Annotated in this window: 13 protein-coding genes; 5 read left to right on the top strand and 8 right to left on the bottom strand. The window is 66.9% G+C overall.

All coding sequences use genetic code 11. The features are described from left to right. Positions 1 to 221: 221 nt before the first annotated feature. The gene (locus tag DOM66_RS15555; RefSeq protein ID WP_110690803.1) at positions 222 to 1,109 is read left to right on the top strand and encodes a GNAT family N-acetyltransferase; all 888 of its coding nucleotides are present in this window, start codon (positions 222 to 224) and stop codon (positions 1,107 to 1,109) included. Positions 1,110 to 1,122: 13 nt separating this feature from the next. Here the strand turns inward: DOM66_RS15555 and DOM66_RS15550 are convergent, their stop codons facing one another. Then, positions 1,123 to 1,626: an Lrp/AsnC family transcriptional regulator gene (locus DOM66_RS15550; protein ID WP_110690802.1), complete on the bottom strand. Its 504-nt coding sequence runs from the start codon at positions 1,624 to 1,626 to the stop codon at positions 1,123 to 1,125. Between the two features lie 291 nt (positions 1,627 to 1,917). On the opposite strand from DOM66_RS15550, the gene DOM66_RS15545 reads away from it, so the two are divergent. Further along, a complete protein-coding gene (locus tag DOM66_RS15545; protein WP_110676092.1) occupies positions 1,918 to 2,409 on the top strand; it encodes an Lrp/AsnC family transcriptional regulator in 492 nt (163 codons plus the stop codon). A 13-nt stretch (positions 2,410 to 2,422) separates the two neighbouring features. Here DOM66_RS15545 and DOM66_RS15540 read toward each other — a convergent pair whose 3' ends face one another. The 3 genes from DOM66_RS15540 to DOM66_RS15530 form a co-directional block, all read right to left on the bottom strand. Then, positions 2,423 to 4,330: a propionyl-CoA synthetase gene (locus tag DOM66_RS15540; RefSeq protein WP_110690801.1), complete on the bottom strand. Its 1,908-nt coding sequence runs from the start codon at positions 4,328 to 4,330 to the stop codon at positions 2,423 to 2,425. A gap of 182 nt (positions 4,331 to 4,512) precedes the next feature. Beyond that, positions 4,513 to 5,436, bottom strand: a complete 924-nt coding sequence (gene folE2 / locus DOM66_RS15535; protein WP_110690800.1) for a GTP cyclohydrolase FolE2 — start codon at positions 5,434 to 5,436, stop codon at positions 4,513 to 4,515. Between the two features lie 115 nt (positions 5,437 to 5,551). After that, positions 5,552 to 6,418, bottom strand: coding sequence for an aldo/keto reductase family oxidoreductase (locus DOM66_RS15530; RefSeq protein ID WP_110690799.1), 867 nt, complete (start codon positions 6,416 to 6,418; stop codon positions 5,552 to 5,554). A 119-nt stretch (positions 6,419 to 6,537) separates the two neighbouring features. Here DOM66_RS15530 and DOM66_RS15525 point away from each other — a divergent pair, with 119 nt between their 5' ends. Beyond that, positions 6,538 to 7,467, top strand: a complete 930-nt coding sequence (locus tag DOM66_RS15525; protein WP_106419227.1) for a LysR family transcriptional regulator — start codon at positions 6,538 to 6,540, stop codon at positions 7,465 to 7,467. 14 nt (positions 7,468 to 7,481) lie between these two features. Here the strand turns inward: DOM66_RS15525 and copD are convergent, their stop codons facing one another. The 4 genes from copD to DOM66_RS15505 all read right to left on the bottom strand — a co-directional run bounded on the left by copD (position 7,482) and on the right by DOM66_RS15505 (position 11,371). Then, positions 7,482 to 8,366, bottom strand: coding sequence for a copper homeostasis membrane protein CopD (gene copD / locus DOM66_RS15520; RefSeq protein ID WP_157959070.1), 885 nt, complete (start codon positions 8,364 to 8,366; stop codon positions 7,482 to 7,484). Then, complete coding sequence (copC, locus tag DOM66_RS15515; RefSeq protein WP_223162015.1) at positions 8,363 to 8,740, bottom strand: copper homeostasis periplasmic binding protein CopC; 378 nt, start codon at positions 8,738 to 8,740, stop codon at positions 8,363 to 8,365. The genes copD and copC overlap by 4 nt, the downstream gene beginning before the upstream one ends. A gap of 70 nt (positions 8,741 to 8,810) precedes the next feature. Then, positions 8,811 to 10,736, bottom strand: coding sequence for a TonB-dependent copper receptor (locus DOM66_RS15510; protein ID WP_110690797.1), 1,926 nt, complete (start codon positions 10,734 to 10,736; stop codon positions 8,811 to 8,813). Between the two features lie 239 nt (positions 10,737 to 10,975). Beyond that, a complete protein-coding gene (locus DOM66_RS15505; protein ID WP_157959069.1) occupies positions 10,976 to 11,371 on the bottom strand; it encodes a DUF2946 domain-containing protein in 396 nt (131 codons plus the stop codon). 223 nt (positions 11,372 to 11,594) lie between these two features. Between DOM66_RS15505 and DOM66_RS15500 the strand changes: the two genes are divergently transcribed. Together DOM66_RS15500 and DOM66_RS15495 are read left to right on the top strand one after the other, a co-directional pair. Continuing rightward, positions 11,595 to 12,563 carry a LysR substrate-binding domain-containing protein gene (locus DOM66_RS15500; protein ID WP_110690795.1) on the top strand — a complete coding sequence of 323 codons (969 nt, stop codon included), beginning with the start codon at positions 11,595 to 11,597 and terminating at the stop codon, positions 12,561 to 12,563. Positions 12,564 to 12,664: 101 nt separating this feature from the next. Then, positions 12,665 to 13,918, top strand: coding sequence for a metal-dependent hydrolase family protein (locus DOM66_RS15495; protein ID WP_110690794.1), 1,254 nt, complete (start codon positions 12,665 to 12,667; stop codon positions 13,916 to 13,918). Positions 13,919 to 14,056 lie beyond the last annotated feature (138 nt).

Genomic DNA, 14,056 nt, shown 5'->3' with positions numbered 1-14,056 from the left:
GGCGGTGCTCTCTGCCGAATTGACAGACTTCAGCGCAGATGCCACTGCGCCGGGGTGGCGCAGGTGGCGGAACGGCAGAGGGTGGCGAAAAGGTGCGGTGGCCGGGAAGGGCCGCCGTTAGACTGTTTCGATATGAGCGATGGCGATGACCTGCCGCGGGCATCGGGCCCGAAGGCGTCCACGGACATCGTTTCCTCGGACCGGGTATTCCAGGAGGAGGCATGAACCCTACCGATATTGCCACGACACAGAGAGTGGATGCATTCGTGAGTGCGGCCCGGCCGCTGGAGAGCGGTGATCTCCACCATCTCCATCAGCTCGCCGTCAGTGTTGCCTGGCCCCACCGGAGCCGGGATCTGAGGCTGCTGATGTCGCTGGGACGGGGGTATCTGGCGCTGGACGAGATCGAGCGCGTGCTGGCTTCCGGCATGTACTTCGAGATGGGCGAGGATTTCGCCATGCTCGGCATGATGATCACCGCCCCGAGGCTCCAGACCTTCGGGGCGGGGCGCTGGCTGCTGGATCGGATCCTGGCGGATTGCGGCGGCCGCGATCTGCGCTTGAACGCGACGCGAGCGGCCTACCGCCTGTATGAAAGTGCCGGCTTCGTGCCGGTGGCGACGGTCCATCAGCGCCAGGGCATGGTGGGCGAGGGGCCGCTGCCCGAGGGCGGGCCGACGTGCCCGGTACGTACGCTGCAGGCGTCGGATCTGGCGGCGCTGCCAGCGCTCGATCAGGTGGCTTTCGGGGCCGAGCGCCGCGCGGTGCTGGAGGCGCTCTTCGCCGTCAGCGAGGGCACGGTGGCTCTTCGCGACGGCGTGCCGGCGGGGTTCGCGCTGATTCGCGACTTCGGCCGCGGGCGCGTGATAGGCCCGGTGGTGGCGGAGGACGAAGCGATGGCGATGGCGCTGATCGCGCCGCTCGTCACCCGCCACCGGGGGCAGTTCCTGCGTATCGATACCGCCTGTGACAGCCCGACGTTCTTCGCGTTTCTCGACGCTGCGGGGCTCGACGCCTTCGACACCGTCACCCAGATGCGCCTGGGCAAGCAGAGAGGCGGTGACGGGTCGGTCCGTACCTTCGGCCTGGCCGCGCATACGCTCGGTTGAGGGCGTCCAGGCGTCACGTTTCGCCGTGGTTATCGTCCCCGGTCAACGGGCCCAGCGGGACTTCGGCTCGGTGCAGCGGCGTCTTCATCACCACGTAGCTGAAGTAGCGCGCGATCCCCACGTCCTGCGCCAACCATCGCTCCATCAGCCGCTGGAACTCGGAGAGTCGCGGCACGAGCATGCGCAGCAGATAGTCGTAACCGCCGGAGACCAGGTGGCACTCCATCACCTCGGGGGTGTCCGCCATGGCCGCCTCGAAGCGCTGGAAGCTGTCGCGACGGTGGTTGCTCAGCGTAATCTCCACGAACAGGGTCATCGACGGGCCGAGCCGGGCCAGATTGAGACGCGCATGGTAGCTCTCGATGTAGCCAGCCTGCTGCAGCCGCTTGACCCGGGACAGACAGGGGGAGGGCGACAGCCCCACACGATCCGCGAGCTGGGCATTGGTGATGCGTCCGTCGCGCTGCAGCTCGGTGAGGATGGCGACATCGAGGCGATCGAGTTTGGGTGATGTCATGAGTCTAATCCAGGGCCCTTCCCTGCGGGTTGCGGCGTACAGTGTGAACGGGCCTTTGGCCGCCTCCCGTTGGTGTCGCCGCGGTGCGGGTGGCACGCCTGTGCCGCCTGGCGGGTGGTATTTCCATCGCTCTGCAGTTTTCAATATCGTGACCCGGGGGGCAAGTTACGGGCGTGAATCTTTTGCCCGGTCGTGTCAGGCAGCGGCGCGAATCGACATCGATACGCCGGGCCCGTCAGCGCATGTCATCAAGGCCCCGCCGCGAGATAGCCGACTTTTGGGGAGACAAGAATGAAGCTGGATCGTACCGATCTGAGGATCCTGACCGAGCTGCAGAAAAATGGCCGCATCCCCAACGTCGAGCTGGCCGAACTGGTTCATTTATCGCCCAGTCCCTGCCTGATGCGGGTCAAGAAGCTGCAGGCGGCGGGCTACATTACCGGCTATTCGGCGCTGATCGACCTGGCGAAATTCGACGAGATATTGACGGTATTCACCGAGGTGACGCTCTCCCATCATCGGCAGATCGACTTCGACCGTTTTCAGCAGGCGGTCGAGAAGATCGACGACTGCCTGGAGTGCCATCTGATGTCGGGCGGGTTCGACTATCTGCTCAAGTTCGTGACGCGTGGCATCGCCGAGTACCAGGCGCTCATCGAAGGGCTGGTCGAACAGGACGTGGGGATCGAGAAGTACTTCAACTACGTGGTCATCAAGTCACCTTTCTCGAAGTCCCACCTGCCGCTCAACACGCTTTTCGGACCTCAGTCGGCGTCGTCCTGAACGGCGAGCCGGCTCAATCGTCCTTCTCCGTGGCCTCGCTTCCGCGCAGATTGGCAATCGCCTCGCGGGCATCCTCCAGGCTGGTCGGATCGTCGATGGTGGCGGGCACGTCGAAGGTCTCGCCGTCGGCGATCTGGCGCAGCGCGCGGCGCAGGATCTTGCCCGAGCGGGTCTTGGGCAGACGCGCCACCACCCGCACCTGCTTGAAGCTCGCCACCGGGCCGATCCGTTCCCGCACCAGGGCGACGAGTTCCTGCGCCAGCGTCGCGTCGTCGCCGTCGAAGCCATCCTTGGGGATCACCAGCCCCACCGGCTGCTGGCCCTTGAGCGTATCCTGGGCGCCGATCACCGCGCACTCGGCCACCGCCGGGTGAGACCCCAGCACCTCCTCCATCTCACCGGTGGAGAGCCGGTGGCCGGCGACGTTGATCACGTCGTCGGTACGCCCCATCACGAACAGATAGCCCTCGTCGTCGATATAGCCGCCGTCGCCGGTGAGGTAGTAGCCCGGGTAGGTCGCCAGATAGGCCGAGTGCAGGCGCTCGGGGTCGCCCCAGATACCGGCGAGGCAGCCCGGCGGCAGCGGCTGCTTGATCACCACGCTGCCCTCGGTCAGCGCACCCACCTCCTCGCCGTGGCGGTCGAGGATGCGCACATCGTAGCCCGGCACCGGAAAGGTGGCGGAGCCGGCGCGGGTGGGCACCGGGTCGAGCCCCAGCGGATTGGCGGCGATCGCCCAGCCGGTCTCGGTCTGCCACCAGTGGTCGACGACGGGCACGTCGAGATGCGCCTTGAGCCAGTGGTAGGTGGGCGGGTCGAGACGCTCCCCGGCCAGAAACAGCGAGCGCAGGCTGGAGAGGTCGTAGCCCTCTTTCAGCCGCGCGTCGGGGTCCTCCTTCTTGATCGCACGGAAGGCCGTCGGGGCGGTGAAGAAGCTCTTCACTCGGTACTCTTCGATCACCCGCCAGAAGGCACCGGCATCGGGGGTGCGTACCGGCTTGCCCTCGTAGACCACCGTGCTGGCGCCGCGCAGCAGCGGGCCATAGACGATGTAGGAGTGGCCCACCACCCAGCCCACATCGGAGGCGGAGAAGAACACCTCACCCGGGGCGATGTCGTAGATCGTCTCCATCGAGTAGTGCAGCGCCACGGCGTAGCCGCCGGTATCGCGGACCACGCCCTTGGGACGGCCGGTGGTGCCGGAGGTGTAGAGGATGTAGAGCGGGTCGGTGGCCTTGACCGGAACGCAGGCGGCGGGCTCGGCGGCGGCCATCAGCGTCTCCCACTCGACCTCGCCGGGGCCGAGCTCGACGCGGCAGGCGTCGCGCTGCAGATAGACGCAGTGGTCCACCGCATGGGCGCTGCGCGACAGCGCTTCGCGCACGATCGGCTGATAGGCCACCACGCGACCGGGTTCGAGCCCGCAGGAGGCCGCCACTACCACCCTGGGCTTGGCGTCCTCGATCCGCGCTGCCAGTTCGCGCGCGGCGAAGCCGCCGAACACCACCGAGTGGATGGCGCCGAGACGCGCGCAGGCGAGCATCGCGATCAGCGCTTCCGGCACCATCGGCAGGTAGATCACCACGCGCTCACCCGGCGCCACACCCAGCTCGCGCAGGGCGCCGGCGCAGCGGGCGGTGGCATCGCGCAGCTCCCGGTAGGTGTAGCGGCGTTGCTGGCCGCTGAGCGGTGAGTCCCAGTAGAGCGCAATGCGCTCGCCGTGGCCCTGCTCGATATGATGATCGAGAGCGGCGTGACACAGGTTGAGCTCGCCATCACCGAACCAGCGCGCATGGCCGCCGGCATCGACCTCGAGCGCCCGGGTCGGCGGGGTGGACCAGGGAATGTGCCGGGCCTGGCGCATCCAGAAGGTTTCCGGGTCCTCGAGGGAGGCTCGGTACTCGTCCTGATAACGACTCATGGCTTACCCCGCTGCGTGCGCCCTTTCGCCCGCGCCATGGCGCGGGTCGGAGGCAGCGTCTGCGTGAACAGGTTGTCTGATCACACTCTATGGGGGCAGCGGCGTGGCGACCGTCAGACCATCGGCTAGCTTCGACGAATGGACGCGGGCGAGGGCCGGGCAGGGCACGCCGGCGGCACGTCTCAGCGCACCTCGAAGTCGCGCTCGGCCCGGGCCACTGCGTCGTGGGCGTGCAGACTCTCGGCGTGGGTGATGTCGACGCGGTAGCCGGCGACGCCGGCCTGGGCCTCGCACTGCGCCGCCAGCCGCCGCGCGGCATCCTCGCAGAACATCAGATTGGCGCCGTTGCGTTCGGCGAAGGCCTGCTCATCGACACGCTTGACCAGGGTCTGCACCGGCGTCTGCAGGGTCTGTTCGAAGGCGTCCAGGCGTGCCTCCGGGGCGTAGGCGGCATCTGCGGTCAGACGCAGGGCGATCACCGCCCGGCTGCGCTGGCTGTGGGGCGTGGGGAAGCTGCCGCTGTGCTCGATCCACTCGGCCACCGCCTCGGCGTCGAGGGTCTCGGTGTTCTGCTCTTCGGCCCAGTGGCGCCAGTCGCGGGACATGGCGTGGCGGGCCAGCGCGGTCGAGCAGGGGCAGGTGGATGAGTAGTCGAGTTCGAGTGTCAGGGTCTGGGTCAGCCCCTCGTGGCTGCCCTCGAGGGTCAGCGTGAGCGGGTAGTGACGCCAGCCGCTGGCGTCACTGAGCAGGGCACGGCGGCGCAGCGGCAGCGCGAAGCGCAGCGCCAGGTAGAGGCGCTGGCTGGTGTCCTGCTGGCTATCCAGCAGGGCGTGGCCCAGGGCGTCCAGCCGCTCCGGCGTCACTGGCGATTCGTCCAGACGGTCGAGCAGGCGGTAGAGGCGCGACATGTGGATACCGCGCTGGCCCGTCGCGAGATCGACACTGACATCGGCGGTGGCCGGCAGTCGAGCGCCGTCCGCCCATTGCAGGCGGGTGGCGATGCCCTGCATGCCGACACGTTGCAGGGCTCGGTATGGCGCGCCCTGGGACGGTTCCGGTTCGCGCCCAGCGGCGACATCCGGTAGCGGCGGTACGGTGAGATTCATGAGTGCTCGTCGACGGTTGGAAATGTTATTTTATAACATATCGTTCGAGCCGATGGGTACACCCTTCGGTTACCGCGTGACGCCGCCATGAGGGTCTCACGGGCGAACCGATGAATCAGTCGCCGATGCGGTCCAGCCGTGCCATCTGCGCCGCGGGAATCTCCAGCGCTGCCGCCTGGATATTCTGCTGCAGATGATCGAGAGACGAAGTCCCGGGGATCAGCAGGATGTTGGGTGAGCGAGCCAGCAGCCAGGCCAGTGCTACCTGCATCGGGGTGGCGTCGAGCGTCGCCGCGACCTCGGTGAGCGTCTGCGACTGGAGTGGGGTGAATCCGCCCAGCGGGAAGAACGGCACGTAGGGAATGCCCTCCGCGGCCAGCTGATCGATCAGCGCATCGTCGGCGCGGTTGGCCAGGTTGAACTGGTTCTGCACGCAGACGATGGGCACGATCTTCTGTCCGTCGGCCACCTGGGTCGGCGTGACATTGCTCAGGCCGATATGCTTGATCAGGCCGCGCTCGCGAAGTTCCGCCAGTGTCGTCATCGGGGCCTCCAGCGAGCCCTCCGCCGGCCCATGCACATCCAGCATGCTGCGCAGGTTGACGACCTCCATCTGCTCGAGCCCCAGATTGCGCAGGTTGTCTTCCACAGCCTGGGTCAGCTCGGTGGGCGAGAGGGCGGGCAGCCAGGCGCCGGTGTCATCGCGCCGGGCACTGACCTTGGTGACGAGGCAGAGATCGCTCGGATAGGGGTGCAATGCCTGCTTGATGAGCTGATTGGTGATGTGCGGGCCGTAGAAATCCGAGGTGTCGATGTGGTCGATACCGGCGGCGATGGCCGCCTCGAGGACCTGCAACGCCCGCGCCGGATCCTTGGGCGGACCGAACACGCCGGGGCCGGCGAGCTGCATCGCCCCATAGCCCAGTCGTTTGACCCGTCGGTTGCCGAGTGGGTAGGTGCCAGCCTTGTCGATGAGGGACATGCGTTCACTCCTGTGTCGAGGTCGGGGCGTCAGATGCCCCGATGTCCCCTCATGGTAGGCGCGTCAGTGCTGTGCGACTATTGTCCTCAATCCATACAAGGTGTGCGGAGAAATGCACAATGAGTGCCGATCTCGGTGATCTTCAGGTCGTGCTGGCCGTGGCCAGAGCCAAGGGGTTTCGGGAAGCGGCGCGGCTGAGCGGTAGCAGTGCGTCGCGCTTGAGCGATGCGGTGCGGCGTGCCGAGACGGCGCTGGGCATTCGGCTGTTTCATCGCACCACGCGGGCGGTGACGCTGACCGAGGCCGGCGCTGCCCTGGTCGCGCGGCTGGCGCCAGCGGTCGAGGAGGTCGAAAACGCGCTGGATGCGATCAACGGCTTTCGGGATCGCCCCGCCGGCACGCTACGCCTCAATGTCCCGGTCAGTGCGGCGCGGCTGATCCTGCCATCGATCCTGCCCGATTTCCTCAAGGCCTACCCGGAGATCCGCGTGGAGGTCACCGCCGACAGTGCGGCGACGGATACGCTGGCGGCGGGCTTCGATGCTGGCATCCGCTACGACGAACTGCTCGAGCAGGACATGATCGCCGTGCCCATCGGCCCGCGCGAGCAGCGTTTTGCGCTGGCCGCCTCGCCCGATTACCTGGCGCGTCATGGCACCCCCACGCATCCCCGCGAGCTGCTGCAGCATGCCTGTATCCGTGGCCGTTTCACCAACGGCAACCGGCCGGCATGGGAGTTCGAGCGCGGCGAGGAGGCGATTCGCATCGAGCCCACCGGCCCTTTGACGATCAGCATCGGCGGCGGTGTGGATCTTGGCGTCGAGGCGGCGTTGCAAGGCGTCGGCCTGATCATGCTGTTCGAGCAGTGGCTCCAACCGTACCTGGCCAGCGGTGAGCTGGTCGCGGTTCTCGAGCCCTGGTGGCTACGCTTCCCCGGCCCTTATCTCTACTACTCGGATCGCCGGCTGGTACCTGCCCCCCTGCGCGCCTTCATCGACTTCATTCGCGATCAAGACTCGCTCCCCCGGCGGCGGGATCACGTCTCCTGAGCCGCTTCGTCGCCTCAGCGGGGCTGCATCATGCCGAAGGCCGCCACCAGGGCAATGACCGCCGTCGCCACGGTCAGTTCGAGCAGCGTGGCACGCTTCAGCCGGATCAGTGCGCCGGGCGTGGCGGCGAGCCGAGGGACCAGGCGATAGCGGTTGTAGAGCGCCACCAGCACCATGACGAGGACCAGGGCCACCTTGATGCCCAGCAGTCGTTGGTAGGTCATCGACCAGTCGTCGGGCCAGTCACCGACGATCAGCCCGGTATTCACCGCCCCCGACAGCAGGACCATGGCCACCGCGACATGCCCCCACTGCGAGAAGCGGGTCAGCGCCAGGGCGGCGGGCCTCTGGGCGCCGCGAGTGCCAAGCTGGCCCAGCAGCAGCAAGACCGGCAGTAACGCGCCGAACCAGAAACCGCCGGCCAGCAGATGCAGCCAGTCATTGCCCTGGTGCAGCCAGCCGAGCGCGCCGGCGTGCATCGCCGCGTGCCCCGATAGCGTCAGGCTGCCCAGCATCAGCGCACTGCTCAATGCCACCGCCGGCGCGCGGCAGCGGCGAGGCGGTAGCGAGGTGGCGAGCAGCAGCGCCACCGCGATCATCTGGCAGAGCCAGGCGCTGCCGAGGGTGGTTTGCGTGGCGACCCGCGCCAGCAGTGCCGTATCTCGCATCGCGGACCAGCTGCCCGACAGCTCGGCGGTACGCAGCGGCAGGCTGGCGAGCGTCACGACCGTGGCCGTGCCGATGGCGCACCAGCGTGCGCCACTCAAGCGTTGCCAGAGCCAGTCGCGCAGCTCGGAGGGAGGCATCGACAACAGATAGGCGCTGGACCCCCACAGAAATAGAGCCGCCGCGTCGAACGCGAAGCGGCTCATCAACAGCGCCGTGCCGGGTTCGGTCACGGTGTCACGCTGAACGCGTAATCGCCCTCGGTCTTGTGACCATCGACGGAGAGGACATGCCATGTGACCTGGTAACGGCCGGGCTCGAGCGCGGTCTCGACCGGGGCGGTCAGGGTCGTGCCATCGTCTGCCAGGGTGGCCTTGCCCAGCTCGACGGCAGAGCCATCACTGCCGTTCAATTCGAGACCGCTGAAAGCCAGCTCCAGGCCCTCGGTGAAGGTGAGCGTCAGGCGCTCCGGCGCCGTGACATCCGCGCCCTCGGCGGGGATCGCGGCCTCGAGATGCGCATGCGCGAGCGCTTGATGGCTGAAGGCAAGTGCCCCCAGAGTCGCGATCAGGGAGAGTGACTGGCGTAGATTCATATGACGTTTCATGGGTCGGTTTCCTTGAGTGGCCGCCCCCACTGGGGCGGCTGGTGGTATGTCGAGTGGCGATGAAGCCGCCTCAGAAATGAAAATCTAGCTTGGCCCAGACCATTCGGCCCGGATCGTTGACCCGAGTGTTACCCGGATACCCGAAACCGGCGTTGCCCGCGAGGTTGAGGTGTTCGCTGTAGGTGTTGTCGAAGACGTTGTCGATACCGCTGCTGAGGGTGAAGTTGGGGTTGAAACGGTAGGCGCCATTGAGCGAGAAGACGCCGAAACCTGCCGAGTCACCGAGATCCTGGCCGACGACATTGCCCTGGTTCAGCGCGATTCGATGCTGGGGCGCGACCAGCCGCCAGAGGGCGCCGACCGAGTAGTCATCGCGCTCGTAGGTGAGGCTGAAGCGCGACTCCAGCGGGGGAATCTGCGGCAACGGCTGGTCATCGGTCGCATTGCGGCCCCAGGCATAGGCCAGGCTCGCTTCGCCGGTCCAGTTGTCGCTGAAATCGTAGGCGGCGCCGAGTTCCGCCCCGGCAATGTTGGCGTCGACGTTGCGGACCTGGGTGTTGGCCCCGTCGTAGTCGAAGAGGATGAAATCCTCGACGTAGCCAAGATAGCCGGAGACCCAGGCGCGGGTGCGTTCGCCACGGTATTGGGCGCCGACGTCGAGCTGCGTGGTCTTCTCCGGTTTGACACCGGCGAAGGCGTTCGGGCTGCCGTCGGGGCCGTCGAGCCCGGGCTTGAGTTCCCAGTAATCCGGGAAGCGCTGCACGTGACCCACGCCGGCGTACCAGGTGACCGGCGCCGAGGCGAGATCCTGCTCGTAGCGCACGAAGCCGCTGGGCAGCGTCGTGCGCCGGGTATCGCCCGCGGTGGCGGTATCGTCGTTATGGTCGTCGACGTGGTAGCGATCCAGACGTGCGCCGGCGATGACCCGGTCGCGGTCGCTGGCGTACCAGGTCAGCTGGTTGAACAGGCCGTACTGGATCTGTTCGTAGTCGCTGCCCCAGTGGTCGCCGTCGCGATTGCGATGAATCTGCTGCTGGGCGTCGACCCCGGCGATCCAGCTGAAGTCGCTCCACTCCCAGGTCGAGGCGACGCGGGTGCTGCGCGTGCGGCGATCCAGCCGCATCGCCATGCCGTCGCTCATGTCCATGCCGCCTGAAGGATCGCGCAGCGTGAAGTTGTCCATGATGTGGTCGGCGTAGGCGTAATTCGCCTGCAGTTCGAGTTTGCGCCAGTGTTCACTGATATTGCGCTTTTCAAAGCGAACGCCTGCCGTCTCCCGCAGGAATCGACTGCCGTCCATGCCACGACCGGCGTAGCGCGCCTCGCCATTGCCACGACCGGCGGTGACCTCCAGCCAGGTGTCGTCGTCCGGCGTCAGGCCGAGGGCGATATCGCCATTCCACTTGTCCCATTTCGACGGCACCGTATCGCCGTTGCCATCCTTGTAGTCGTTGGCTTCCGATTCGTTGCCGATCAGGCGAACGTAGCCCGCTTCGTTACCCGCGGCGGCGTCGATGCGTCGATCGAAGCGGCCATAGGTGCCCAGCATCACGCTGCCATCGACCCGCGTGCCGGGGGCGTCGAACGACTCGGGCCCGCGGTCGAAGCGCACGGTAGCGGCTGAGGCACCGGGCCCCCATAGCACCGACTGCGGCCCCTTGGTCACGACCAGGCTGTCGTAGGCCTCCGGGGAGATATAGGAGGTGGGGGCATCCATGCGAAACGGGCAGGCGCCGAGCATCTCACTGCCATCGGTCAGGATCTTGATCCGCGAGCCGAACATCCCCCGAAACACCGGGTCACCATTGGTGCCGCCGTTGCGAATCGAGGCGAAGCCCGGAATGGTCTTCAGATAGTCGGCGCCATCACTCGCCGGCATGGGTTGGCGAGGTTGGCGTGGGTCCGTCTCTACCGTGATCGGCGAGCTGAGCGGGACGGCGGTCACGACCAGTGTGTCGTGATGGCTCGCGACGTGATCGTCATGGTCGTGGCTCATCGTCTGCGCCAGGCTCGGCGTGGCGAACGCGGCGCTTGCCAACGTGACTGCGGCTGCCAACGCTTGGCGCGGGGGAAGGCTGCGGCCAGGCGCGGCTGTCTGTGCGGCACCCCAGCGGGGGCCGTTCGTAGTGGTGGACATGAAGTTCCCTTGAATGCGATTCGAGTGTGATCCGGCCGCACGGGCGGGCAGCACCACCGCCGGAAGCGGAAGCCGGATGAACAGGATGAGAGTGCGAATCAGGAGAACGCGGGTGGGGCGCGGGGGCGGCCTTCGAACCACAGGTGGTCGCTCGAGGCTGCGGGGCGCGGCGATTCGAAACGACCACCGGCGGGCTTGAGGACGCTGCGGACAACGGCGGGAACGTCGCTATGGGCGGTGGGGAAGTGCTGCCACAGCGAGCAGTAGCCGCACTGATCGTGCCAGGCGAAGACGGCGCGCTCCGGTGTATCGCGGGCGTGCATGGACGCCATCGACATGCCGGGCATCGCCGCCATTCGCATCGACGAATGAGACGACTCCGACGCCTGGATCTGCGAGATCAGCGGCCCCAGGAACAGCATCATCATCGCCAACAGCGCCAGACTGGCGGCCAGGCGACGGTAGGCGCTGCGGGTTCGAGTGAGTCGGATCATCGTCATCCACGCGATGGCGGTGGGCAGGAAAAGTCATGTGTTACCCACACGTCTCGGATGGTAACCAAAAAGTTCCGCGGCGACTCGCCGGGGGATGAGGTGGATTGTCGCACCACGGCATCCCCTCCTCGGTGCCATCCACGCCCCGTGATCCGCGAGGGGCGTTCGCGGCGGCGGGATCACGTATCCTGGCTCTCTCTTCGTCGCCTTGCCGGAGCTTCCCATGCGCATGTACCCGCTGCCGCCGCTCAACTCGCTGGTCGCCTTCGAATCGGCGGTGCGCCACATGAGTTTTACCCGCGCCGCGGGGGAGCTCAATCTGTCGCAGAGCGCGGTGAGCCGCCAGGTGGTTCATCTGGAAACGTTCCTGGGGCGCAAGCTGTTCGTGCGCCAGCAGCGGCGGCTGACCCTGACCCGGGCCGGAGAGGCCTATGCACTGCAGGTGCGGGCGATCCTCGACGACTGTGTCCAGGCCACCGCCGAGGTGATGAAGAGCACCGGCGAGAACGAGCTGACGCTCGCCTGTACCGCCGGCGTGGCGCAGTTCTGGATGGCGCCGCGGCTGAGCCTGTTCCGGCGCGCCCATCCCGATATCAAGCTGCGCCTGATCGTGCGCGATGGTGTCACGTCGCTCTCCTCGTTCGAGTTCGACATCGGGCTCTACTACCTGAAGAGCCCCACGCTGCCGGGCTTTGCCACTACCTTCGTGATTCCCGAGCAGGTCTATACCGCCTGTGCCCCGGGCTATCTCGCCGCCTGTCGCGAGCGCTACGCGCTGGGCGAGGATGAGCGCCTGAGCCCGGCCCAGCTGCAGCACGAGACGCTGCTGATGCTCGAGGATGCCCAGAGCCTGTGGATCTCCTGGCAAGACTGGTTTCGCTACCACCGTCTGACCAGCCCTGCGCTCTCCAACACCTTGGTGTGCAACCACTATCCGACGCTGGTGGAGATGGCGAGCCTGGCGCAGGGCGTCGTGCTCGGCTGGCGTCATGTGATCGATAGCCAGATCCACCGCGGGCGCCTGGTGTGGGCCTCCGACCACTGGGCCAGCCACGGTGGCGGCTATTTCCTGATCACCCCGGAGGAGCGCCGCGAGAACTACGCCACCCGCTGCTTCAAGCGCTGGCTGCTGGAGATGGCGCCCAATGAACCGCTGGCCGCGGGTCCGGGAGGCGACCACGGCGTGGGCTGAACGATGCGCCGACCGCATGCTGACATGCGTTTTTGTCGCTTTTCAGGCCCTTCCCGCGCTGATTAGGCTCAAGGCGTTCTCGTCCCCATAAGAGCCCAATCATGACCGAACGCACGCCCCCCGCCCGTCTGCTCAAGAACTTCCGTCTGGTCGACGGCAGCACCGCCGAACCCCGTGATGGCCTCGAGGTACTGATCGAGGGCGCGCGCATCGTCCAGGTCGCCGAGACGCCGATCGACGCCCCCCACGCCGAGGTGGTCGATCTCGGCGGACGCACCCTGATGCCGGGGCTGATCGACTGCCACGTCCACGTGATCGCCACCACCGCCGACCTCGGTGCCAATGCGCTGCTGCCCGATGCGCTGGTCGCGGCGCGCGCCACGCCGATCCTGAAAGGCATGCTCGAACGCGGCTTCACCACGGTGCGCGACGTCGGCGGCGCCGACCGCGCCATCCAGCAGGCGGTGGCGGAAGGGTACTTCGTCGGTCCGCGCCTGGTGATCTGCGGCAAGGCGCTGTCGCAGACCGGCGGCCACAACGACTACCGCGGCTTTTTCGACGAGCGTGACGACCAGTACCAGACCCGCCGGCTCGGCTCGATGGGGCGTATCTGCGACGGCGTCGAAGCGGTACGTCGTGCGGTACGTCAGGAGATCAAGGGCGGCGCCCAGTTCATCAAGGTGATGGCCAACGGGGGGGTCTCGTCGCCCAGCGACCCGATCGACTTTCTCAGTTTCTCGCGCGCCGAGCTCGAGACCATCGTCGAGGAGGCGAGCAACGCCCAGACCTATGTCAGTGCCCATCTCTACACCGACGAGGCGATCCGGCGCGCGGTCGAAGCGGGGGTGCGTTCGCTCGAGCACTGCAATCTGATCACTGCGGAGACCGCGCGTGTTGCCGCCGAACGCGGGGCGATGGCGTGTCCGACCCTGGTGACCTATGAGCGGCTCAAGCTCGAGGGCGCCGAGTACGGGCTCAAGCCGGAGTCGGTGGCCAAGATCGACGACGTGCGCCTGGCCGGGCTGGAGAGTCTGGTGACCATGCGCGAGGCGGGGCTGGAGATGGCCTACGGCACTGATCTGCTCGGCGAGATGCATCCGCACCAGTCCGACGAGTTCGTGATCCGGGCCCAGGTGCTGCCGCCCCACGAGGTGATCCGCAGCGCCACCGCCACCGCGGCCAAGCTGCTGCGCATGGAGGGTGAGGTCGGCTGTATCGCGCCGGGGGCCTACGCCGACCTGATCGTGGTCGACGGCAATCCGCTGGAGGATATGCAGCTGCTGACCGGCCAGGGCGATCACCTGGCGCTGATCATGCAGGGCGGGCGCCTGATCAAGGACCGCCTGACGCGCTGAGAGCGCTGGCGCCGGTCATCCACGACCGGCAACGGGACATCGAGCACGATCCATAACCCCTGCGATCCATCACGACCACGATTCGTCACAACCACGATCCATAACAACCACGATCCATAACAACCACAATCGGAGGCC

It is taken from the genome of Salinicola endophyticus (assembly GCF_003206575.1).
Taxonomy (GTDB): domain Bacteria; phylum Pseudomonadota; class Gammaproteobacteria; order Pseudomonadales; family Halomonadaceae; genus Salinicola; species Salinicola endophyticus.
This window is presented reverse-complemented; position numbering and strand designations above follow the sequence as displayed.